Origin of the sequence: Neisseria subflava (genome assembly GCF_003044935.1) — a bacterium.
Classification (GTDB): domain Bacteria; phylum Pseudomonadota; class Gammaproteobacteria; order Burkholderiales; family Neisseriaceae; genus Neisseria; species Neisseria subflava_E.
Window position 1 is genome coordinate 150907 of record NZ_POXP01000003.1, and the last position, 23045, is coordinate 173951.

A 23045-nucleotide genomic window follows, 5' to 3' on the forward strand; every position below is an offset into this window, starting at 1 on the left:
TCGTGTTCTTTAAATGGTTGACAGCAGCATTATGGAATAGGGTCATGTCCGTGTCCGCCGAAAGGATGGCATCGTGCGATGCGTTTGATTGCCAGCCATCCGCCTTTGAATGCGCCGTATTTTTTGACGGCTTCGACTGCGTATTGTGAACAGGTCGGGGTATAGCGGCAGCGCGGCGGAATGAGGGGGCTGATGCAGTATTGGTAAAAGCGGATGAGTGCAAGGATGAGCTTGGAAAGCAGGGTGTTCATCGGCGTTTTTTCATCAGCTGGGCAAGTTGGTTGCGGGCTTCCGGGGCGGTTTCCCGATTAAACGCCTGACGCACGCGCACAACAAAATCATGCGGCGGCAGCTGGTGTTGATTCAGCCTGAACCAGTCGCGGATGACGCGCTTCATGTAATTGCGGTCATGGGCGCGTTTGGCGGTCTTTTTGCTGACGACCAAACCAAGGCGCGGATGGCCGAGCGCGTTGTCTGCGGACTGGGAGACTTGCAGCAAATCGTGGCTGCGTCGGTTTTTCAACGCAAAAACGGATGAAAAATCATCCGTTTTTAATAAGCGATACTGCTTTGAGAAGCCGTAATTCAAAATTATACAGCCAAGCGTTTGCGGCCTTTGGCGCGACGGGCAGCCAATACTGCGCGACCACCACGAGTTTTGGAGCGAACCAAGAAGCCGTGGGTGCGTTTGCGTTTGGTAACGGAAGGTTGATAAGTGCGTTTCATGATGTTTCCTAAAAATTGGTAGATAATTAAACCGTGAATTACACTCCAATTTGTTGCTTTTGTCAATCAATATAAAAACTTTTCGTTGGTCAAAGTGAGACAACGGGTTTTATGCATTGATAGAATTTGTGGATAAAATTTTGCGGCGGTTGTGGATAAAAAAGAGCGGAATGGGTATAATCGCCCAACCTTGCTTTTCTCTGTGCGCAAGGCCGTCTGAAAGCAGCGGGAGTATCGTAAAAATTTGATTTTTATCGGATTGCCTGTCTGCTCTGCCTTCTTGTATTTCCCAAATCTTCCATTTTCCGAGCTTAATCTCATGACGTTAGCTGAATTTTGGCCGCTGTGCCTTTGCCGCCTTCACGAAATGTTGCCTGCCGGGCAGTTTGCGCAATGGATTGCGCCTTTGACCGTGGGCGAAGAAAATGGCGTATGGGTGGTGTATGGTAAAAACCAATTTGCCTGCAATATGCTCAAAAGCCAGTTTGCCGCCAAAATTGACGCCGTGCGTGCCGAATTGGTGCCTCAGCAGGCTGCTTTTGCGTTTAAGCCGGGCGTAGGTGCGCATTATGAAATGGCAGCTCAGGCTGTTGCGCCGGTGCAAGTGCAAGAAGTCATTGAAGTTGAAGAATTTGTAGAGCCTGTTCAAATGCCTTTGCAAACTGCTGCGCCAATGGAAGAAGATAGGCCGTCTGAAACGGTTTCCAAGCCTGCCACTGCCATGACGGCTGCCGAGATTTTGGCACAACGCATGAAAAACCTGCCGCATGAGCCTCAAGTGCAAACTGCCGCTCCGGCTGAGTCTAAAGCAGTTGCCAAAGCCAAAACCGACGCACAACACGATGCGGAAGAAGCGCGCTACGAACAGACCAATCTGTCGCGCGACTATACATTTGAAACTTTGGTGGAAGGTAAGGGCAACCGCCTTGCCGCCGCAGCCGCCCAAGCGATTGCTGAAAATCCGGGACAGGGCTACAACCCGTTTTTCTTATACGGCAGTACCGGTTTGGGTAAAACCCACTTGGTGCAAGCCATCGGCAACGAATTGCTGAAAAACCGTCCTGATGCCAAAGTGCGCTATATGCACTCGGACGACTATATCCGCAGCTTTATGAAGGCTGTGCGCAACAACACTTACGATGTATTCAAGCAACAATACAAGCAATATGACCTGCTGATTATCGACGATATTCAGTTCATCAAAGGTAAAGACCGTACGATGGAAGAATTCTTCTATCTGTACAACCATTTCCACAACGAGAAAAAACAACTGATCCTGACGTGCGACGTATTGCCTGCCAAAATCGAGGGTATGGACGACCGTCTCAAGTCCCGTTTCTCATGGGGTTTGACGTTGGAACTCGAACCGCCCGAATTGGAAATGCGTGTGGCGATTTTGCAGAAAAAGGCAGAAGCAGCCGGTATCAGTATCGAAGACGAAGCCGCTCTGTTTATCGCCAATCTGATCCGCTCCAATGTGCGTGAGTTGGAAGGCGCGTTCAACCGAGTCAGCGCCAGCAGCCGTTTTATGAACCGTCCTGTCATCGACATGGATTTGGCGCGTACGGCTTTGCAGGATATTATTGCCGAGAAACACAAAGTCATTACCGCCGACATCATCATCGATGCGACAGCCAAATACTACCGTATTAAAATCAGCGATATATTAGGTAAAAAACGCACGCGCAACATCGCCCGTCCGCGCCAAGTTGCCATGAGCCTGACCAAAGAGCTGACCACGCTCAGCCTGCCTTCTATCGGCGATGCCTTTGGCGGTCGTGACCACACGACTGTGATGCACGGCGTCAAAGCAGTGGCGAAATTACGCGAAGAAGACCCCGAATTGGCGCAAGACTACGAAAAACTGCTGATTTTGATTCAGAACTGACCCAATGCAATTTCAGACGGCCTGATGTCAATATGAGGCCGTCTGAAAACAAAAAATATTTTAAAATACCCAAATCAACCGATTTCAAATTCAAAGGAATGGAACATGCTGATTTTACAAGCCGATTGCGACAGTCTGCTCAAGCCGTTGCAAGCCGTTACCGGTATCGTTGAGCGTCGCCATACTCTGCCAATTCTGTCCAATGTGTTGCTGGAAAGCAAAGACGGACAAACCAAACTTTTGGCAACCGACTTGGAAATCCAAATCAATACCGCCGGCCCTGAGAGTCAGGCAGGCGATTTCCGCATTACGACCAATGCTAAAAAATTCCAAGACATCCTGCGCGCCCTGCCAGACAGTGCGTTGGTGTCCTTAGATTGGGCAGACAACCGTCTAACTTTGCGCGCGGGCAAATCCCGTTTTGCCTTGCAAACCCTGCCGGCCGAAGACTTTCCGTTGATGAATGTCGGCAGCGACGTCAGCGCGACTTTCTCGCTGACTCAAGAAACCTTCAAAACCATGCTTTCGCAAGTGCAATACAGCATGGCGGTTCAAGATATCCGCTATTACCTCAACGGCTTGCTGATGCAGGTTGAAGGAAACCAACTGCGCCTTGTTGCAACCGACGGCCACCGCCTTGCTTATGCGGCCAGCCAAATTGAAGCAGAACTGCCGAAAACGGAAGTAATCCTGCCGCGCAAAACGGTATTGGAACTCTTCAAGCTATTGAACAATCCGTCCGAGTCCATCACCGTTGAGCTTTTGGACAATCAAGTACGCTTCCAATGTAATGGTACGACCATTGTCAGCAAAGTCATCGATGGCAAGTTCCCTGACTTTAACCGCGTGATTCCTTTGGATAACGACAAGATTTTCCTCGTGTCCCGTACCCAGTTTTTGGGTGCGCTCGAGCGTGCTGCCATTCTTGCCAATGAAAAATTCCGCGGCGCACGACTGTTCCTGCAGCCTGGTTTGCTGAGTGTCGTATGTAGCAACAACGAGCAGGAAGAAGCGCGCGAGGAGCTGGAAATCGCTTACCAAGGCGGAGAACTCGAAGTCGGTTTCAACATCGGCTACCTGATGGATGTGTTGCGTAACATCCACTCCGACGATATGCAGCTTGCTTTCGGCGATGCCAACCGTTCAACGCTGTTTACCGTGCCGAACAATCCTAACTTCAAATACATCGTGATGCCGATGCGTATTTAATTGGTGTGTGAATAAACAAAAAGAGCGTGTACGGTATACGCTCTTTTTTATAGGCTTGAATCAAAAGGCCGTCTGAAAATTGTTTTTCAGACGGCCTTTCTATCAAACCGGGATGATTCGGTTAAATAGGAAAACTGGGATTAACGTGGACGTGGTTCGCAGTTTTTCACCAGGAATGAGCCGTTAGGGGCGTTCACGCCAACCACTTCAGAAGTAGTGTGGGTGTTTTTGTCGATGAAACCGGCAGACATTACATAGCCGCGACGGTTGGTGAAAGTAGTGCCAGTGCTGTCAGAACGTTTTTTGTCGACAACCAAAGAGGCTTTTTTGCCACCGGCGTTTACGTCAGCAGTAACTGCACGGCCGCTGCGGTCAAAGCCGTACATCACGTTCAGTGATTTGCCACCGTCACAACGGTAAGAAACGAAGCCGGCAGGTGCAGCGGCAGCAGAGAAGGAAACAGTAGCCAATGCGGCTGCAGTGATAACAGAAAGTAATTTCATGATCTAAGCTCCATATGAGGGTTGTGTGTTATCTTGCAAAGTGAGAAAGGGTTTCCGTTTGCAGATGAAGCGTATTTTAGGCGTTTTGTCGGTAGTGGCAATTAGGTAAATTGCAAAACAGTGTTTACTTATGATTACCCGATTGTTTATTAATAGAAAGTTGTTTGTAATTTGGTGTTGCAAAGTAGTTATGTGGGTTGTTGCGGAATATATACATTAATGATTCTTTAAGAAATATAGCGAAAGAATACAAAAAAGGCCGTCTGAATGTTCAGACGGCCTTTGATATGAAGCGGTTTACAAGAAGAAAATTGCAGCCACAGTCACGGCGATGATGCCGTAGATGGTCATAGGGATGACAGTTTTCTTGATGATGGCACCTTCGGCGTTGTTCACGTTCAACACGCTGCACACCGCGATGATGTTGTTGATGCAGACCATGTTACCCATTGCGCCGCCGACGGATTGCAGGGCGAGGATGAGGGTAACGGACAGGCCGGTATCAAGCGCGATTTGTTGTTGAATCGGGCCAAAGGTCAGGTTGGATACAGTGTTGGAGCCTGAGAAGAATGCACCGATTGCGCCAAGGTAAGGGGAGAAGTACACCCAGTGTTCGCCTGCCATCGCGGCAAACTCTTTACCGATGATTTTCACCATGGAGTCATCGCCGCCAACCATCATCAGCTGAACCATAATCAGCGCACCCATCAGGGCAAGCAGAGGTTTTTTGGTTTGGTTGAAGGTTGCAGCGTAGAAAGACCACGCATCTTTGAATTTGGTTTTGTACAGCAGGATGCAGATCCAAACGGTGAAGACAAACGGAATCCATGCCGGAACGTAGAGAGTTTGGTAGGAAGCGTTTACGCCTTGGCCGAAGATGTTGCCGAAGGTAATGGTCAGGGAGTCGCTGACGGTAATTTTGGATAAGTCAAACGGCAGTTGGAAGCTGAACCATTCTTCTTTACTGGTCAGCAGGCCTTTGATGCCCAACTGTTTGATACGGGTTACCACCAGCATGCCGATCAGCATACCCAAAGGAGCCAGTGCTTTGGCAACTTGTGCGAAAGGTACTTTTTCTGCATTCGGGTCTTTGGCGTAATCTTTGCTCAAGCCCCAGCCGCGGTTTGCCGCGAATACGGACACCATCAGGCCGATTGCGCCGGCAACCAGAGATGGGAATTCTTCATTGACCATAGCCAATGCAACGTAAGGAAGGGTACAGGAGAATACGGCGATACCGATGAAGCCCAAGTTTTTGCGGATTTCAGCCCAAGGTACGATGAAGCTCAAGCCGATGACGGGGATGATGAAACCAGCAAAGAAGTGCATTACGCCGGTTTGCATACCGATTTCCATAATGCTCTTTTGATCCAAGCCCAAAGGCGCAAAGCCGAACCAAGTCGGAGTACCTACTGCACCGAAGGAAACAGGTACGGAGTTCATCACCAAAGCGAAGATGGCTACTTTTAATGGGTTGAAGCCCAAGCTCATCAGGATCGGCGCGGCAATGGCGGCAGGCGTACCGAAACCGGATGCGCCTTCAATCATAAAAGCGAAAGACCAGCCGATGATCATCAACTGGGCAATCGGATTCGGGCTGATGGTAGCCAGCCATTTGCGGATGACGTCGATACAGCCGGTGGTTTCCATCATGCGGTTAAACATAATGGCACCGAAAATCACGGTAATCGGGGTCAGGGTAGAGACGAGGCCGGACGCGGCTGTTGCGTTGAGCAACATGGCGTTGTCGCCGAAATAAAACAGTTTGATGACGTAAATCAGCGCGGCGGTAATCGGCAGCGCAATGTAAGACGGCATACTGTTTTTCTTAACCATCAGCCAAATCAGCAGGATGATGGGGAAAATGCTGAGAAAGAGAGCCATAGGAATATCCTCGGGGCAACAAGCACCATAACCGTCAATGCGATGGCGGTTTGATGCGATGTGTTGAGTAATAGATGTTTTTCGAATAAGGATTGCCACCTTTTTAGATGCAATCAGTTATCAGGTAAATTGGTTTTACCAATTTATGAAAACTGTTGCACACTTTACGTAATCTTATGTAATCGGTCAAGAGGTTTGTAACAAAAAAAGCCGTCTGAAATAGGGTTTCAGACGGCCTGAGAGCATTGCCAGTAGTGCATTTGGTCGAATATCGAATGGTATTTACATTCAATATTTTGTAAAGGTTTTGTTTTTAATTGATTTCAAACGAATTATTCTATTCCTGCCCATTTATGTGTTTGTACGCTCAGTTGCCAATGGACGGGGGCGTCTGGTCGGCTGTTTAACACGCCGATTTGGCGGATGGTGTCGTAGATATTCATTGCGCCGTCTTGTTCGCAGGGGGAAAGGTAGTAATGTCGGGCGCGGATTTTGCGTTCCATCTCTTGGCAAAACGCAACGACATCGCCGTCGGTAACAATACGCACTTCGTCTGCTTTCTCGATGCAGCTTTTTTCGTATTTGGCGGCGTAACAGGCTTTAGGGCTGGTGGCAACGTAGTCAATTTGCGGTAGCGCAGGGTTGAGGCCGTTGGTTTCGATACACAGGAAATAGCCTTCGGCTTTGAGTGCATTGAGCAGGGTATCCAAATGCGGTTGGATGGTGGGTTCGCCGCCGGTAATGATGATGTTGCGCGCCGTGTAGGTTTTCAGACGGCCTAAAATATCGGACAGGCTCATCATGCCGAATTTAAGGTAGTCGGTATCGCACCAGCTGCACGCGAGATTGCATTTGCCCAAACGGATGAAAACGGCGGGCATGCCTGTATTCCAGCCTTCGCCTTGCAGGCTTTCAAAGATTTCGACAATGCGGTATTGGGGATTGTTCGGCGTGATGTGAATGGTCATGAATGTCGGGTGTGTGGGATTGAATCGTTGTGGTGAAGCGTTTTGAGAAATCGGTTGAGGCAGCCATTCTTTCTGTCAGTTCAATAGGAAAGAATGGCTGGTGTGTGCTTAAGCGGCAATGACGGCTGCGGCGGCCAAAAATGCCGGCAAGCCTTGTTTGAGCAAAATGCCTTTGTTGCCGGATGAAAACGCGCCCCATGCGGCGGCGATGAGGACGAATCCGAGGAACAGGATGGTCGCGCCGTAAACCGCGTTATCGGGCGCGGCAAAGCGTGCCCATACCAAACCGATGGCGAGGAAGCCGTTGTACAGGCCTTGGTTGGAAAACAGGGTTTGTACGCGTTTTTGTTCCATAAATTCGTAAGGCATATTGAACAGCTCTGACGCTTTTTCGCTTGGGATTTGCGTCATTTCGAGCCAGGCGATGTAGAAATGTTCGACAGCGACGAAGAGGACGAGGAGGGTGGAGATGATTTTCATGAAGATTCCTTTTGATGTTTAGCGTATGAGGTATTTATGGGAACAGGCTGTCTGAAAAATACAAAATGCCGGTTTATTCCCCTTTATATTCTGCACACGAAGTCGGCGTTTCCCATAGTTTCACGCTGCACACTTTGACACCGGCGTTTTTCAGACGGCCATACATTTCTACACTCATGTTTTCGGCGGTGGTGCGGCAGGGCAGGCGCAGGGTTTTCATGTTCCAGCCTTCCAAAAGCGCGGCGATTTGGCTTTCGCGTTCGTTGTTGCCGTGATAGATGAAGGCATGGTCGAACGGGTCGGTAATGTGTTGTTTGACGATGGCTTTCAGGTCGGTAAAGTCCATCACCATGCCGTCTTTTGCGCCGCCTTGGATAACGGGCGCGGAGACGGTGATTTCGAGTTTGTAGGTGTGGCCGTGCAGGTTTTGGCATTTGCCGTCATGCCCGTCGAGCATGTGCGAGGAATCGAAGGTAAAGATTTTGGTGATTTTCATGAGATGAAGGAAGCCGATCAGGCCGTCTGAACGGTGTAAAGCCTATTTCAGACGGCCTTAAGATTATTGTTCGGAAGGGAGTTTGAGGAAATGCTCGCGATAATGGCGCATTTCTTCGATGCTTTCGAGGATGTCGTCCAATGCCTTGTGCGAACCGCGTTTGACCACGCTTTTGGCGACGGCCGGATTCCAGCGTTTAGCCAATTCTTTCAGCGTGGATACGTCTAAGTTGCGGTAGTGGAAATAGGCTTCCAAACGCGGCATGTATTTGACCATGAAGCGGCGGTCTTGATGGATAGAATTGCCGCACATGGGCGTGGATTTCTCGGGTATCCATGTGGACATGAAGTCCAACAGGTTTTGCTCGACTTCGGCTTCGGTCAGTTTGGATTCGCGCACGCGTTGGGTCAGGCCGGTGCGGCCGTGGGTGGAGGTGTTCCACTCGTCCATGCCGTCGAGCAACTCGTCGCTTTGATGGATGACGTAAACGTTCGATTGCGCCAGTACGTTCAAATCGGAGTCGGTAATGATCATGGCGACTTCGATAATGCGGTCGTGTTCCGGGTTGAGGCCGGTCATTTCCATATCGAGCCAGCAGAGATTGTTTGCGTTTTGGGTCATTTCAGACGGCCTTGTGTTTTCAGTTGGCAGTATTATAAAGGATAAAGGTTCGGGCCGTCTGAAAGCATTTGTAACAAGTTGTGCAATCTCTTGATATAATCGTCCGTTACACAAAAAATCACCGCCAAAAATCATGAACCCAAGCCCTTTGCTCGATATTATCGATACGCCTCAGGATTTGCGCCGTCTGGAGAAAAAACAGCTGCCGCAAGTCGCCGCCGAATTGCGCGAATTTCTGTTGGATTCCGTCGGTAAGACGGGCGGCCATTTCGCCAGTAACTTGGGCGCGGTCGAGCTGACGGTGGCACTGCATTATGTGTACGATACGCCCGAAGACCATTTGGTCTGGGATGTCGGCCATCAAAGCTATCCGCACAAAATCCTCACCGGCCGCAAAAATCAAATGCACACCATGCGCCAATACGGCGGTTTGGCGGGTTTCCCAAAACGCAGCGAGTCGGAATACGACGCGTTCGGCGTGGGGCACTCTTCCACATCCATCGGCGCGGCCTTGGGTATGGCCGTTGCGGACAAACAGTTGGGCAACAACCGCCGCAGCGTCGCCATCATTGGCGACGGAGCCATGACGGCAGGTCAGGCATTTGAAGCCCTGAACTGCGCAGGCGATATGGATGTCGATTTGCTGGTCATCCTCAACGACAACGAAATGTCGATTTCCCCCAATGTCGGCGCGCTGCCGAAATACCTCGCCAGCAACGTCGTGCGCGATATGCATGGCCTGTTGAGCACCATCAAAGCCCAATCGAGCAAAGTATTGGACAAATTGCCCGGCGCGATGGAGCTTGCCCAAAAAGTCGAAAATAAAATCAAAACCTTGGCAGGCGAAGCGGAACACGCCAAACAGTCGCTGTCTTTGTTTGAAAACTTTGGTTTCCGTTACACCGGCCCTGTGGACGGCCACAACGTTGAAAATCTGGTGGACGTATTAAAAGACTTGCGCGGCCGCAAAGGCCCTCAGTTGTTGCACGTCATCACCAAAAAAGGCAACGGCTACAAATTCGCCGAAAACGATCCTGTCAAATACCACGCTGTCGCCAAGCTGCCGAGCGAAGTGCCTGCGCCGGAAGTCAAACCTGCCGCGGCCAAACCGACTTATACGCAAGTGTTCGGCCAATGGCTGTGCGACCAAGCAGCGGCTGACGAGCGTTTGGTTGCCATCACGCCTGCCATGCGCGAGGGCAGCGGCTTGGTTGAGTTTGAACAGCAATTCCCCGACCGCTATTTCGACGTCGGCATTGCCGAGCAACACGCCGTTACCTTTGCCGGTGGTTTGGCATGCGAAGGCATTAAGCCTGTCGTGGCGATTTACTCCACTTTCCTGCAACGCGCTTACGACCAGTTGGTACACGACGTTGCCTTGCAAAACCTGCCTGTTTTGTTCGCTATCGACCGCGCCGGTATTGTCGGTGCAGACGGCCCGACCCATGCCGGTTTGTACGATTTGAGCTTTTTGCGTTGCGTGCCGAACATGATTATTGCCGCACCGAGCGACGAAAACGAATGCCGCCTGCTGCTCTCAACCTGCTATCAGGCAAACTCTCCGTCCGCAGTCCGTTATCCGCGCGGTACAGGCACGGGCGCAACCGTTTCAGACGGCCTGGAAACCGTTGAAATCGGTAAAGGCATCATCCGTCGCGAAGGCGAGAAAATTGCCGTTATCGCCTTTGGCAGCATGGTTGCTCCATCATTGACCGCCGCCGACAAGCTAAATGCGACCGTTGCCGATATGCGCTTTGTCAAACCGATAGATGAAGAACTGATCGTCCGTCTTGCCCGAAGCCATGACTACATCGTTACCGCTGAAGAAAATGCCGAACAAGGCGGCGCAGGCAGCGCGGTGTTGGAAGTGTTGGCGAAACACGGCATTTGCAAACCGGTGTTGCTGTTGGGTGTAGAAGACAAAGTTACCGAACACGGCGACCCGAAAAAACTGTTGGACGACTTGGGTTTGAGTGCCGAAGCGATTGAAAAACGCATTGCCGGCTGGATCAAGGCCGTCTGAAAAATGATTAAAACCTATCAATACATTGCATAATTTATGGGAAAAAAATTAATCAGCATCAGCATGGTGCGCAACGAAAACGACGTGATCGAATCGTTTGTCCGTCATAATCTCGAGCTGATGGATGAAATGCACATCATCGATCACGGCAGCAGCGATGGAACAAGGGAAATCCTGATTCAATTGAAAGAAGAAGGTTTACCTGTATTTATCTATCAATATCAAGCGCTCAAGTTCAATCAAGATCAATTGGTAAACCTGCTTATGAAGCAGCTTGTAGCAAAAGATGAAGCGATAGATTTCGTATTTCCTCTGGATGCGGACGAATTTATTTCATGTCTTAGCCGTACCATGCTGGAACAACTCTTGGATGTCATCGGAGAAAACAGGATCGGCATGTACCTTTGGCGCGGCTATTTGCCGACATCGTTGCAATACAACCCCGATTTCACCACACAATTTACCGAGCAACGCCTCGAAACGCTCTTTACCCCCAAAGTCATTATTCCCAGATGGGCTGCCGAATCTTGCAGCGTGATTATCGGCTGCCATTATATGCTGGATAAAGATGGCAACAAGGTTAAATCAACCCTGTTTCATTCGCCGGATTATCGAGGCTTACATTCTTGGTTTATCGAGCAGTTTTCCGCACAATTTGCAGAGACCGATTTGTTGTGGCTGGGGCATTTCCCAATCCGCTCCTTGAACCAGCACATCAAAAAAATCCTCGAAAAGTCCATCTTGATTGCCATTAAAGACGGAAGCAATGATATTGCCTGGGAAAACCAGTTGCGCGAATTGCTGGACAACGGCATGAAGATGGACTTGAACGATTTACGGCTGTTGGCATACAGATACCGCGCCGGTTCTACAAGTTTGGAAGACCCGCATTGTAAAGTCAGCCGTTACGAACCCTTGCGTAAAAAACCGCTGATGCTGAAATACACCTCGCCGGAAGCAGGCGATCCTTTGATGACTGTCGGACATCTGGTACTTGCATTGGCAAGCGGCGCACAAGATTCCTCTTTAGGCCTTAACGCCGTCTGAAAAACACAGCCCGCACACACAATAATAGGAAAATTATGATCAGCATCTTTGATATTTTCAAAATCGGCATCGGCCCGTCCAGCTCGCACACCGTCGGCCCGATGAAGGCTGCGGCCGCCTTTGCTGATTTGCTGCATGCCGAAAACTTGGATACACAAGTGGCACGCATTGTCATTGAAGTGTACGGCTCGCTTGCCTTGACCGGAATCGGACACGGCACATTCGACGCATTATTGCTCGGTTTGGAAGGCAGCCTGCCGCATGATATCCCGCTTGCGGACATCCCCCAACGCTTGGAACGTATCCGCACGCAACACGTTTTAAAACTCAACGGCCGTGAAATAGCCTTCAATCCTGAAAAAGATTTGGATATCCGCGGCGACAAAGTGTTGCCCAAACATCCGAATGGTTTGAACTTTATCGCCTATAATTCAGACGGCCTGAAGCTGAAAGAACAGATCTATTATTCGGTTGGCGGCGGTTTTATCGTAACAGACGAAGGGTTTGCACAAGAGGCGCATGAAAATTCGGACGTGCCCTATCCTTACAAAAACTGCGACGAGTTGCTGGCACAATGCCGTCTGAACCAGTTGAATATTTCCGAAGTCGTGTTGGCCAATGAAGCAGCGTTGGCAGGTTGCGATGAAGTGGAAGTGCGCCGCCGTGTGGCTGCCGTAGCCGATGTGATGGAAAACTGCATCAAGCGCGGCTTGGGCGCGGAAGGGCAGCTGCCTGGCGGCTTGAACGTCCGCCGCCGCGCGCCGCAGTTGGCAGCCAAACTTAAAGTCCTACGCGAGAGCGAAATCGTCAATACCCAACTTTGGCCGATGGTGTACGCCATGGCGGTCAATGAAGAAAACGCCGCTGGCGGCCGCGTCGTAACTGCACCCACCAACGGAGCGGCAGGCATTATTCCTGCCGTCTTACACTATTTCCGCAAATTTAATCCCCACGCCAACCAATCGCGTGTAGAGGACTTCCTGCTGACTGCCGGTGCCATCGGCATTTTGTATAAAACCAACGCATCGATTTCCGGCGCGGACGTTGGCTGCCAAGGCGAAGTCGGCGTGGCATGTTCCATGGCGGCAGGCGCATACGCCGAAGTTATCGGTGGTACCCCGAAACAAGTGGAAAACGCCGCCGAAATGGCCATGGAACACCACTTGGGCCTGACCTGTGATCCTGTCGGTGGCTTGGTGCAAATCCCCTGTATCGAGCGCAACGGTATCGCCGCCGAAAAAGCCCTCAAGCTCGCCACCCTCGCGCTTTTGGAAGACGGTACAGACAAAAAAGTCTCACTTGATGAAGTGATTCAAACCATGCTGCAAACCGGCCGCGATATGAAGGCAACCTACAAAGAAACCTCACTCGCAGGCTTGGCCATTACTTTGCAGAAAAAAGCCATACCGGTATCCGTGCGCGTGGTGGAATGTTAGCAATAGGGTAGGGGATCTGCCCGATAAAAAAGGCCGTCTGAAAAACTTTCAGACGGCCTTTTTTGTATGGATCGAATAACTACCCGTTTTTTTGATAAGGGTTTTCCAGTCCGGCCATTAAGTCGCGGAAGTATTCGCGCAACTGTTTTTCGGAGCAACCCATCAGCAGCGCGTCTTCAAATGCGTCCTGCGCTATTTGGTACAGTTCGTTCAAGTTTTCGGTCATGACTTTGACTTTTTCGGTGCAGGAAACAATCTGACCGTCGTCGTCATACCATTTGGGCATTTGCGGCATTGCCATCGTGTACCTCAATTCAAGAAACGGGATGGATCGTTTTTCTTCACGCGGCGGGCAAAGGCGTATTTCGCGCTCCAATATTTGTGGCCGAGGCTGGTAATTTCGATACGTTTGCCCGTTCTCGGCGCGTGAATGAAATTGTTGTTGCCGATGTAAAGGCCGACGTGGGAAATACGGCCGCGACCCATGGTGCGGAAAAAGACCATGTCACCCGGCTGCAACTCGGAACGGTTCACGGCAACGCCCATTTGCGCCTGTTCGGCAGAGGTGCGCGGCAGATTTACGCCCATGGCGCGTTTAAAGATGTGTTGCATGAAGCCGCTGCAGTCAAAGCCGGTAGAGGCTGATGTACCGCCGTAGCGGTAGGCTACGCCGAGCAAGCCCATGGCGCTGCCGATCAATTCGTCTGCATTGCCTGAGGGTGCGCGCGTATTGTTGCTTGGAGCGGAGTGTGTATTGACGGGGTGGACAGGGGTTGCCTGACGCGTATTGCCGTAAACGTTGGCGTTGTCGTTGAATTGGTTTAAAACACGCTGACGGGTGGTAATCAGGTTTTCCAAATCATCGGCGTAAGAAAAATTGACGCTCGCGAGCATGGCGACCGAAGTCCAAACTGCTGCGAGCCGGAGTAAAAAATTCATTATAAAAACTTCCGTTTCAGAAGGCATTCCCTGCCGATTGCAGGCACATTGCCGGTTTCTGAGATGTTATCCCGTATCATTCTCTTGTTATCTGCTTGATTGTATTAAAAAACCGTCTTTTTGGCAAAAAAACTGCTGTTATTTTGCGTTAAACCCTTGTTTCCAAACAAACTAGAAAAACATCAAACACGGTTTCGCTTGATTTATCCGCCGCTGCAACCATATAAGCGGCATTCATTGATTTATTTTCAGAGAATGACATGACACAAAATCACAGCGATATCCGTACACGCTTTATCTTCGACGATATGCCTATCCGCGGCATGCACATCCGCCTTGAAAAGGTTTGGCACCACATCGTCAACCAAAAACATTATCCTGTCGCCATCCGTCGCGCATTGGGCGAATTGTTGGCCTCCGGTGCTTTATTGTCTGCCAACCTTAAAAACGAAGGCGCGCTGATTGTTCAGGTTCAAGGTCAGGGCCGTCTGAAAATGTTGGTGGTGGAAGCGACTTCTGAAAATACTGTCCGTGCTACCGCGCGTTGGGACGAAACTGCTGAAATCCATGATGATGAAAGCCTGACTGCGCTGTTGGGCGAAAACAGCGTGTTCGTTTTGACTCATCAGCCTAAAGATGCTGACCCATGGCAAGGTGTTGTCCCGCTGGAAGGCGACAGCATTGCGCAAATGCTGGTCAACTATATGAAACGTTCCGAGCAGCTCGATACCTATATTACGCTTGCCGCCGATGACCAAGCTGCAGGCGCATTATTGTTGCAACGTCTGCCGGAAGAAGAATTGGATGATGCCGCTTGGGAGCATGTGACCACGCTTGCGCAAACGCTTACTCCGCAAGAATTGACCGGTTTGGATGCGCATCATGCCCTTTACCGCCTTTACCATGAAACCCCGCCCCGCGTTTTTGAACCGGAAGCCATTGAATTTGCCTGCACCTGTTCCCGCGGCAAAGTCAGCGATATGCTGTTGATGCTTGGCGGTCAGGAAGTCGGCGGCGTGGTGGCAGAACAAGGCAGTATTCAAATCGATTGCGATTTCTGCCATAGCAAGTATGTGTTTGATGAAACCGATGTCAACGCTTTGTTTGGCGCGGATGTGGTGAATGTCGTACGCCAAGAAAATGAGCGTTTGCAGTAAGTACGGGATAAAAGTTTCTTAAGGAAATTGGCTTTATAGAAGGGCTGGTGTAATACCTGTCCTTTCTTTTTGGGAAAACTGAATATCATCAATAGAAAATGCCGTCTGAAAAAAGCGTGGCTGATTTCAGACGGCATGATTGTTTTAAACGATGCGTTTAATGTTTCAAGATTATTTCCAAACCAACAAAGCGTGGTTGCGTTTGCCGCGGCGGACGATGGTGTATTTGCCGAAACGTTTGTGTTCGTCGGTCAGCATGTAGGCATCGTCAGGTTTTTCAGCGGCATGGTTCGGATTGTTGGCTTCAGCAGGTTTGCCGTTGAGCAAAACCGCTTTGCTATTTACAAAACCGCGCGCTTCTTTGTTGGAAGACGCCAAACCGGTTTTTACCAAAGTCTCTACCACGTTGAGGCTCTCGGAAACTTCAAAAGTCGGCAGGCCGTCGAGTGCCAGCTGCTCGAAGTCGCTTTCAGTAAGATGGCTTTGGTCTTCGGCAAACAGGCTTTCAGAAATGCGTTGGGCGGCGGCAAGGGCTTCTTCGCCGTGAATCAGACGGGTCATTTCTTCGGCGAGAATGCGTTGCGCTTCTGGCTTGGTGCCGCTGGCTTTATCTTTAGCTTCGATGGCGTCGATTTCTTCGATAGACAGGAAGGTAAAGTATTTCAGGAATTTGTACACATCGGCATCGGCGACTTTCAGCCAGAATTGGTAGAACTGATACGGAGAAGTTTTCTTCGCGTTCAACCATACTGCGCCGCCTTCGGTTTTGCCGAATTTGGTACCGTCTGATTTGGTTACCAGAGGCAGGGTCAGACCGAATACTTGTTTTTGGTGCAGGCGGCGGGTCAAATCGATACCGGCAGTGATGTTGCCCCATTGGTCGGAGCCGCCGATTTCCAAAACCGCACCGTGACGCTTGTTCAATTCGGCAAAGTCGTAGCCTTGCAGCAGGGAATAGGCAAACTCGGTGAAGGAAATGCCCACATCGTCGCGCTCGATACGCTGTTTGACGGATTCCTTGTTCAGCATAGAGTTGACGGAAAAATGCTTGCCGATGTCGCGCAGGAAATCGAGGCAGTTCATGCTGCCGAACCAGTCGGCGTTGTTCGCCATAATGGCGGCGTTTTCGCCTTCAAAGCTCAAAAACGGTTTCAGTTGGTTGCGGATGCTTTCTACCCAGCCGGCAACGGTTTCGGCGGAATTCAAGCTGCGCTCGGTTGCTTTGAAGCTGGGGTCGCCGATCATGCCGGTTGCGCCACCCACCAAGGCAATCGGCGTATGCCCCGCCTGTTGGAAACGGCGCAAGGCCAACACGGGCAGCAAGTGGCCGATATGCAGGCTGTCGGCGGTCGGGTCGAAACCGCAGTAGAGGGAGATTTTTTGTTCGTTCAACAAAGCATCTAAGGCTTCGATGTCGGTGGTTTGCGCGATAAGGTCGCGCGATTGTAAGTCTTTTAATACGTTCATTTATTCGTCTTTAACTATTCTGGTAAGTATTCGCTAGGAACTAGGAGAGATTGATTGTGACCTCTACCTGAATCTTTTAACGCTTTATTGAATAACCTACTAATTGAGGATATTTTGTGAAATACGTGAGGATTATCCGTAGAATTTTGAAGCTTTTTACATAAATGGTCACGAATGGCAATAATATCTTTATCTATATCTAAATAAGTAGGATAAGCACTCTCTGTTTTTGTATAAAAATCTGCAAAAATATCAATATAAGCAGGACCATCAATAGCCTGCTTTATATGAGCATCAAATAATTTATAAAATTTACAAGAAGCATTATCAGGAGACTTATTATAATCGTAAATAAGATTTTTTACTTTGCTATCTAATATAATCCGAGGAATTGAAGCCAACTCAGATTCTAGTTGATAGGCTCTATTAAATGCAGGACCAAATAATATTTGATTTTCATTGTTGTCATCATGATAAAGCAGTCCTGCTGAAATTCCCCCTCTACACAAAAAACCATGCGTTAGCAACTCTCTAGCTCGAAAAAATGAAGTATAAATGAGAAGTGCTAAATTTTCTGCTCCCTCAACAGTCAACCTGCCATTTTCATCAACTTTTAATGGGACAGAAAACGCAAAAAAATCAGAGAATGTAGTTAGTTTGTCGTCGTAATCATCTGGTGTTTTCTCAATTTTCCAAGTACTAATAAATTTGTTAGCACTTGGATTTTTAGGCTGTTCCAATGCAAAAATTAAGTTATCGAGATTTTCAGCATCCTGGCTTTTCCTAATGAAATCTTTGAATCCTAGGATATCCAAAAAAACAACTACTCGATCTTCATAAAGCTTATTTCTGCGTTCTTGAGAATCATCTAAGGCATCTTGAGATTTTGGTGTTTGGTTAGCTTGTTCAAGTAATTTTTCAAGATTATCCAAAAGGTTGCCTAAGTGAGGTTCTTGCATGAAAATCTTCTCTTTAGCTACTAAAATAATTTCGGATTAAATGATCAGGGATAATATCTCCATTGCCCGCTCCGTTTTTAAATGTTATATCCCAAGGAGAATCTGGTAGATGGCTTAAATCTACTAATTTGAAAGCAGATAGATGTCCTATTTTTTTTAATGTTTCTGCAATCACATCACGTTCTTCGGTTGTATAGGTATTGTGATTATAGACATAAGAAAGGTGATGAATATAATCTCTTGGAATGGAACCATCTTGAAATTGCCGTAAAGAAAAATATAAGTCTCTATTAACAGGTCCTAAGGGCCATGCTTCAAAGGGGTTTTCTACATTAAGTAGTTTCATTTCTTTAGCTAATGCAATACCATAACAAAAATAAGTAAGCTTTTGTAGTTGTAGATTAGAGAGTGCAGTAGATTGAATATCAAGAATAGTATCTGCTAAAGTGTAAATAGAGGATGGCATAATCTCACCTTTTGATCTGGTAGGTGGGGAAAATCTATCTTATAACAAAGAGCCTCTTTTTGAAATAGGCTCTTTTCTTTGAGTTTTCCCTTGTATAAAGTTTTACACGTTAAACAAAAAGTGCATCACATCGCCGTCTTGCACGACATATTCCTTGCCTTCCACGCGCATTTTGCCGGCTTCTTTGGCTTTGGCTTCGCCGCCGAGCGACACAAAATCGTCGTAGGAAATGACTTGGGCGCGGATGAAGCCGCGTTCGAAGTCAGTGTGGATGACGCCGGCGGCTTGCGGGGCGGTGTCGCCTTTGCGGATGGTCCAGGCGCGGACTTCTTTGACACCGGCGGTAAAGTAGGTTTGCAGGCCCAAGAGGTCGTAGCCGGCACGAATCAGGCGGTTCAAGCCCGGTTCTTCCAAGCCCATTTCGGCGAGGAATTCGGCTTTTTCGTCGTCTTCCAATTCGGCGATTTCGCTTTCCATTGCGGCGCATACAGCCACAACCGGTGCGTTTTCTTTTGCAGCTAATTCTTTCAGACGGTCGAGGTGCGGGTTGTTTTCAAAACCGTCTTCGGAAACGTTGCCGACGTACATGGCAGGTTTGGCAGTCAGCAAGAACAGCGGTTTGAGCATGGCAAGTTCTTCTGCGTCCAAACCGAAGGAGCGTACAGGCTTGCCTTCGTCCAAATGCGGCAGCAGTTTTTTGCACAGATCGACCAGTTTTTGTGCGTCTTTATCGCCTGAGCGTGCGCGTTTTTCTTCGCGGACGATGGCTTTTTCGACGCTGGCCAAGTCAGCCAGTGCCAACTCGGTGCCGATGGTTTCGATGTCTGCGATCGGATCGACTTTGCCTGCAACGTGGACGATGTTGTCGTCGTCAAAGCAACGTACAACGTTAACAATCGCATCAGTCTCGCGGATGTTGGCGAGGAACTGGTTGCCCAAGCCTTCACCTTTGCTCGCGCCTGCAACCAAACCGGCGATGTCGACAAATTCGACGATGGCGGGCTGCATTTTTTGCGGATTAACGATTTTTGCCAATTCGGCCATACGCGGATCGGGGACTTCAACGATGCCGACGTTGGGTTCGATGGTACAGAAAGGATAGTTTGCCGCTTCGATACCCGATTGGGTCAGCGCGTTAAAGAGGGTGGATTTGCCGACGTTGGGCAAACCGACGATGCCGCATTTCAAGCTCATGGTTTTTCCTGAAAAGATAAAAGTTTAACGGCGGATTATAGCATATTGTGGAGGTACTCAACACAGCCGCAATGCTGGTGTGTTCTTATGATAAAAGGCCGTTTGAAAAAAGAGGGCAGGCATTCAGCTTATTGTTCTTCCGAAGAATGAGTAAATGAATAAAGCCGTTAAATAAAACAATTTTTCGGACAGGAGGCTTAAGATCAAACCTGAAAGAATGCCCAGTACCCAATAAATCATCTGCCGGTATTTCGGGTCGGATGCGGTACGCAACATTTTGAAATACAAAACCAGACAGCCGAACATACAGATTGTTTGAAACAGAATGAGGGGGAGGCTGTCAATGGCTTCGGAAATCGAATCATGAAGGATGATTATCCCTATGCGTATGCATAAATAAATTAAAGCCGAGCCTGTCGCCGAATGCCCAAAAGGGACGGGTGTGTCGGATGAATCGGGTGTTTTGTGGGGCTGAAGCCTGCCGAATAACAAGATAAATACAATGTCAAACATAATGATAGTTGCCTTGGTGTGAGATGTTTTTGTTTTCAGACGGCCTCAGGATTGTCTGAAAGCGTATTGTGCGGCGTATGGGGTGGTGCCGTGGTAAGGTATGTCAGTAGGTCGATCATCCATCATGCTGAAGCGGTTGCCATAATTAAGTTAATAATTTGATTTTTCAGTGTATTATCTGCTGTTGCCAGTAATGGTTTGAAATACAGGGCAAGTGAAATGAATAGGGTAAGAGTGGCAAGCAGGTTAAGAAACATTATGAGGCTTGTGGGTAAAGCCTTTGCCGCGGTTCGCAGTTAGTTTAAAGGCCGTCTGAAAACTGTTTCAGACGGCCTTTTTTCCGTGCTGCCTTAACCGGTATTACGCAAACCTTGCGCCACGCCATTGATCGTCAAGTGAACCATCAGCAGGGCGTGCGGATTGTCGGGCTCTTTGCGCAGGCGTTTGAGCATGGCAACTTGCAGGCCGTTGAGGGCGTTCAGGTATGGAATCCTCAAGGCAAGCGAACGGGCGAGGCTGCGGTTGTCGCGCAGGAGCTCTTCGGTTTGCAACAAGTCGAGCAGTGCTTTGCGGCTGCGTTGGTATTCTTCCTTAATCATGCCGAAGATGACTTTTGCTTTATCGGGCGATTCGCTCAAGCCGGCATAGTTTTCCGCCAAGGTGATGTCGGTTTTCGCCATTACTTGTTCCATGTTGGAGAGCATGGCTTGGAAGAACGGGTTGTTTTGGGCGTGTTCGCGCAGGGCGGCGAGTGTTTCGGGTTTGCCTTCGCACAAGGTTTCCACTGCGCTGCCGAAACCGTACCAAGCCGGCAGCATGAGGCGGTTTTGCATCCATGAGAATACCCACGGAATTGCACGCAAGTCTTGAATCCGCGCCAAGGTTTTGCGGCTGGCGGGACGGCTGCCGAGGTTGAGGGTGGCGATTTCCTGAATCGGGCTGGTTTGCAGGAAGTAGTCGATGAAGTCGGGGTGGGTAATCAGTTCGCGGTAGTATTTGAACGATACGTCCGACAAATCCTGCATCAGTTTGGCATCAGGGTCTTTTTTGTCCGGCAGGATGCTGGCTTCCAAAGTCGCGGCAACCAAGGTTTCCAAGTTGCGTTGGGCATTGCCCGGGTCGGCGTATTTGGCGGTAATGACTTCGCCTTGCTCGGTAATGCGGATTTGTCCGGCAACACTGCCTGCAGGTTGCGCCAAAATAGCTTGGTAAGAAGGGCCACCGCCACGACCTACGCTGCCGCCGCGGCCGTGGAACAGGCGCATGCGGACATCGTATTTTTTGAAGAGTTCGACCAAGCCCAATTCGGCCTGATACAGACACCATGAGCTGGTAACGTAGCCGCCGTCTTTGTTGGAGTCGGAGTAGCCGAGCATGATTTCTTGGATGTTGCCGCGGCTTTCGAGCAGGGCGTCATACCAGTCGAGGCGGAACATGGTTTCCATGACCGGACAGGCGTTTTCGAGTGCTTCGATGGTTTCAAACAGAGGCACGATATTGATGCGGCTGTGCGGTTTGCCGTTTTCTACCACCAACAGGCCGCTTTCTTTCAGCAGCAATGCCAAGGCGAGCAGGTCGCTGGGTTGTTCGCAGTTGGAAATAATGCTTTGCGTAACGGCATCTTCGCCGAATTCGTCTTTGATTTTGCGCGCTTCGTTGAAAATCGCCAATTCGTGGCGGGTATGGTCGCTGTATGTGATGAATGGGCTGTACAGCGGACGTTGATGGCTCAATTCGCGCAACAGGGCGGTTTGTTTTTGCTCTTCGTTCAGGCTGTTGTAGTCTTCCAAGCCTGCGTGTTGGAAAAGCTCGGCAACCACATCGGCGTGTTTGCCTGCGTGTTGGCGCAGGTCGAGCGGCATCATGTGGAAGCCGAACACGGACACGCTGCGGATAATGTCGGCCAGACGGCCTTCTGCCAGCAGTTGGCTGCCGTTTTCGTGGAGCGAGCGTTGCAGTTTTTTCAGGTCGTTGAGGAACTCTTCGACCGTGGCATAAGGCTCGAGGAAGCCGAATTTGCAGCCCATGCCCAAACCGAGTGAGCGTGCCTTGCCCATGGCGCGTGCCATGATGTAGGCGATGGCGCGGCGGTAGGGTTCTTCGGTGCGGGCGATTTCTTCGTCAGGCGAGAGGGCGGCCAGTGCCATCACGTCGTCGTTGACTTTGACGCGGCGGATGGAGAGTGGCAATTCGCGGTAAAGTTTGTCGAGTTCGCCGCGATAGAAACGGAACACTGCGTCGGCATGCCGTCTGAACGCAAAACGCAAGGTTTCGGCAGAAACGAACGGGTTGCCGTCGCGGTCGCCGCCGATCCAGCCGCCGATTTTAAGGATATTCGGAACGCGGACGCCGGGATAGGCTGTCTGAAAATCACGTTCCATTGTGCGGTAGAGTTTGGGCAGGGCTTCAAAGAAGCTCATTGGGAAGATGGATACACCGTTGTTGATTTCGTCGTTGACGCTAAGTTTGTGGCGGCGCGTTTCGCTGGTCTGCCACAAGCCCAAAAGCACGGTGTCGATTTCGCGGCGCAACTGAGCCAGCGCATCAGGATTAGTGCAGCGTTCGCGTTGCGGCAGCAGCGCGCGGATGCGGCGGTTGAAGCTCAAGACGGTTTGGCGTTGCACTTCGGTCGGGTGCGCGGTCAAAACGGCGGTAACGACCGTGTTGTCCAGTTGTTGTTGCACCGCTTTGCCGTTGACTTTTCCGGCTTTGAGCTTGCGCACGGTTTCCGTCAGGCTGCCTTCGGCACTGTTGTGTCCGGCCTCTTCGTGGATTTGGCGGCGGCGTTCGTGGTGTACGTCTTCGGCGATGTTCAAAATCTGTGCGAACAGGCCGCAGGCCAGGGTTAAATCGTGGGTTTGTTGTTCATCTAATTGCGGCAACACCTTTTCAATCAAGGCAGCGCTGTCGTCTGAAGTCGATAATAACTTAACGGTTTCGACCACCAAAGGCGACGCTTCCTCATGCAGCAGATTGAAAAGAGACTGTTTTAAAAATTCCGCATCCGCCGCCAGAGCGGCATCTTTTGGATTATTTAAGATATGCAGTTGCATGATTTTTCTCTTATTT

22 protein-coding genes are annotated in these 23045 nt (G+C 49.8%); 6 read left to right on the plus strand and 16 right to left on the minus strand.

Translation table 11 applies throughout. The annotated features are described in order from the left end of the window. Window positions 1-29: 29 nt before the first annotated feature. The 3 genes from yidD to rpmH are packed head-to-tail and all read right to left on the minus strand — an operon-like array spanning window position 30 to window position 726. Window positions 30-251 (minus strand): membrane protein insertion efficiency factor YidD, encoded by a 222-nt coding sequence (yidD, locus tag DBY95_RS08660; RefSeq protein ID WP_107724053.1) that lies wholly within the window; start codon window positions 249-251, stop codon window positions 30-32. Next, window positions 248-589 (minus strand): ribonuclease P protein component, encoded by a 342-nt coding sequence (gene rnpA / locus DBY95_RS08665; RefSeq protein ID WP_107724054.1) that lies wholly within the window; start codon window positions 587-589, stop codon window positions 248-250. Before rnpA ends, yidD begins: the two co-directional genes overlap by 4 nt. Window positions 590-591: 2 nt before the next feature. Continuing rightward, window positions 592-726 (minus strand): 50S ribosomal protein L34, encoded by a 135-nt coding sequence (gene rpmH, locus DBY95_RS08670; RefSeq protein ID WP_002214728.1) that lies wholly within the window; start codon window positions 724-726, stop codon window positions 592-594. Between the two features lie 319 nt (window positions 727-1045). On the opposite strand from rpmH, the gene dnaA reads away from it, so the two are divergent. Continuing rightward, complete coding sequence (dnaA, locus tag DBY95_RS08675; RefSeq protein WP_107724055.1) at window positions 1046-2614, plus strand: chromosomal replication initiator protein DnaA; 1569 nt, start codon at window positions 1046-1048, stop codon at window positions 2612-2614. 105 nt (window positions 2615-2719) lie between these two features. Next, on the plus strand, window positions 2720-3823 hold the full coding sequence (dnaN, locus tag DBY95_RS08680) for a DNA polymerase III subunit beta (RefSeq protein ID WP_107724056.1): 1104 nt from the start codon (window positions 2720-2722) through the stop codon (window positions 3821-3823). A 140-nt stretch (window positions 3824-3963) separates the two neighbouring features. On the opposite strand, the gene DBY95_RS08685 is transcribed toward dnaN, so the two are convergent. The 6 genes from DBY95_RS08685 to orn all read right to left on the minus strand — a co-directional run bounded on the left by DBY95_RS08685 (window position 3964) and on the right by orn (window position 8775). Then, window positions 3964-4326 carry a DUF7606 domain-containing protein gene (locus DBY95_RS08685; RefSeq protein ID WP_003748906.1) on the minus strand — a complete coding sequence of 121 codons (363 nt, stop codon included), beginning with the start codon at window positions 4324-4326 and terminating at the stop codon, window positions 3964-3966. 297 nt (window positions 4327-4623) lie between these two features. Further along, window positions 4624-6210 (minus strand): L-lactate permease, encoded by a 1587-nt coding sequence (locus DBY95_RS08690; protein WP_049332627.1) that lies wholly within the window; start codon window positions 6208-6210, stop codon window positions 4624-4626. A 332-nt stretch (window positions 6211-6542) separates the two neighbouring features. After that, a complete protein-coding gene (locus DBY95_RS08695; protein WP_107724057.1) occupies window positions 6543-7178 on the minus strand; it encodes a 7-carboxy-7-deazaguanine synthase QueE in 636 nt (211 codons plus the stop codon). Between the two features lie 108 nt (window positions 7179-7286). Continuing rightward, on the minus strand, window positions 7287-7658 hold the full coding sequence (locus tag DBY95_RS08700) for a DUF1304 domain-containing protein (protein ID WP_070713595.1): 372 nt from the start codon (window positions 7656-7658) through the stop codon (window positions 7287-7289). Between the two features lie 73 nt (window positions 7659-7731). Next, window positions 7732-8154 carry a 6-carboxytetrahydropterin synthase QueD gene (gene queD, locus DBY95_RS08705; RefSeq protein ID WP_107724058.1) on the minus strand — a complete coding sequence of 141 codons (423 nt, stop codon included), beginning with the start codon at window positions 8152-8154 and terminating at the stop codon, window positions 7732-7734. Between the two features lie 63 nt (window positions 8155-8217). Further along, on the minus strand, window positions 8218-8775 hold the full coding sequence (gene orn / locus DBY95_RS08710; RefSeq protein WP_107724059.1) for an oligoribonuclease: 558 nt from the start codon (window positions 8773-8775) through the stop codon (window positions 8218-8220). Window positions 8776-8908: 133 nt separating this feature from the next. On the opposite strand from orn, the gene dxs reads away from it, so the two are divergent. Genes dxs through DBY95_RS08725 form a run of 3 tightly spaced genes read left to right on the plus strand, consistent with a single transcriptional unit; the run spans window position 8909 to window position 13281 of the window. Next, entirely contained in the window at window positions 8909-10798 is a 1890-nt protein-coding gene (dxs, locus tag DBY95_RS08715; RefSeq protein WP_107724060.1) for a 1-deoxy-D-xylulose-5-phosphate synthase, read from the plus strand. Between the two features lie 36 nt (window positions 10799-10834). Continuing rightward, entirely contained in the window at window positions 10835-11845 is a 1011-nt protein-coding gene (locus tag DBY95_RS08720) for a glycosyltransferase family 2 protein (RefSeq protein ID WP_107724061.1), read from the plus strand. Between the two features lie 35 nt (window positions 11846-11880). Next, window positions 11881-13281 (plus strand): L-serine ammonia-lyase, encoded by a 1401-nt coding sequence (locus DBY95_RS08725; RefSeq protein WP_107724062.1) that lies wholly within the window; start codon window positions 11881-11883, stop codon window positions 13279-13281. Between the two features lie 79 nt (window positions 13282-13360). Here DBY95_RS08725 and DBY95_RS08730 read toward each other — a convergent pair whose 3' ends face one another. Then, on the minus strand, window positions 13361-13582 hold the full coding sequence (locus DBY95_RS08730) for a hypothetical protein (protein WP_004519529.1): 222 nt from the start codon (window positions 13580-13582) through the stop codon (window positions 13361-13363). 8 nt (window positions 13583-13590) lie between these two features. Beyond that, window positions 13591-14220: a C40 family peptidase gene (locus tag DBY95_RS08735; RefSeq protein WP_107724063.1), complete on the minus strand. Its 630-nt coding sequence runs from the start codon at window positions 14218-14220 to the stop codon at window positions 13591-13593. A gap of 260 nt (window positions 14221-14480) precedes the next feature. Between DBY95_RS08735 and hslO the strand changes: the two genes are divergently transcribed. Continuing rightward, window positions 14481-15377, plus strand: a complete 897-nt coding sequence (hslO, locus tag DBY95_RS08740; protein ID WP_107724064.1) for an Hsp33 family molecular chaperone HslO — start codon at window positions 14481-14483, stop codon at window positions 15375-15377. 171 nt (window positions 15378-15548) lie between these two features. Here the strand turns inward: hslO and tyrS are convergent, their stop codons facing one another. The 5 genes from tyrS to ppc all read right to left on the minus strand — a co-directional run bounded on the left by tyrS (window position 15549) and on the right by ppc (window position 23029). After that, complete coding sequence (tyrS, locus tag DBY95_RS08745) at window positions 15549-16844, minus strand: tyrosine--tRNA ligase (protein WP_107724065.1); 1296 nt, start codon at window positions 16842-16844, stop codon at window positions 15549-15551. 14 nt (window positions 16845-16858) lie between these two features. Then, entirely contained in the window at window positions 16859-17803 is a 945-nt protein-coding gene (locus DBY95_RS08750) for a hypothetical protein (protein ID WP_107724066.1), read from the minus strand. Window positions 17804-17816: 13 nt separating this feature from the next. Further along, the gene (locus DBY95_RS08755; protein WP_107724067.1) at window positions 17817-18269 is read right to left on the minus strand and encodes a Panacea domain-containing protein; all 453 of its coding nucleotides are present in this window, start codon (window positions 18267-18269) and stop codon (window positions 17817-17819) included. Window positions 18270-18371: 102 nt separating this feature from the next. After that, complete coding sequence (ychF, locus tag DBY95_RS08760) at window positions 18372-19463, minus strand: redox-regulated ATPase YchF (RefSeq protein WP_107724068.1); 1092 nt, start codon at window positions 19461-19463, stop codon at window positions 18372-18374. An 863-nt stretch (window positions 19464-20326) separates the two neighbouring features. Further along, window positions 20327-23029, minus strand: a complete 2703-nt coding sequence (gene ppc, locus DBY95_RS08770) for a phosphoenolpyruvate carboxylase (RefSeq protein WP_107724070.1) — start codon at window positions 23027-23029, stop codon at window positions 20327-20329. Window positions 23030-23045: the final 16 nt, after the last annotated feature.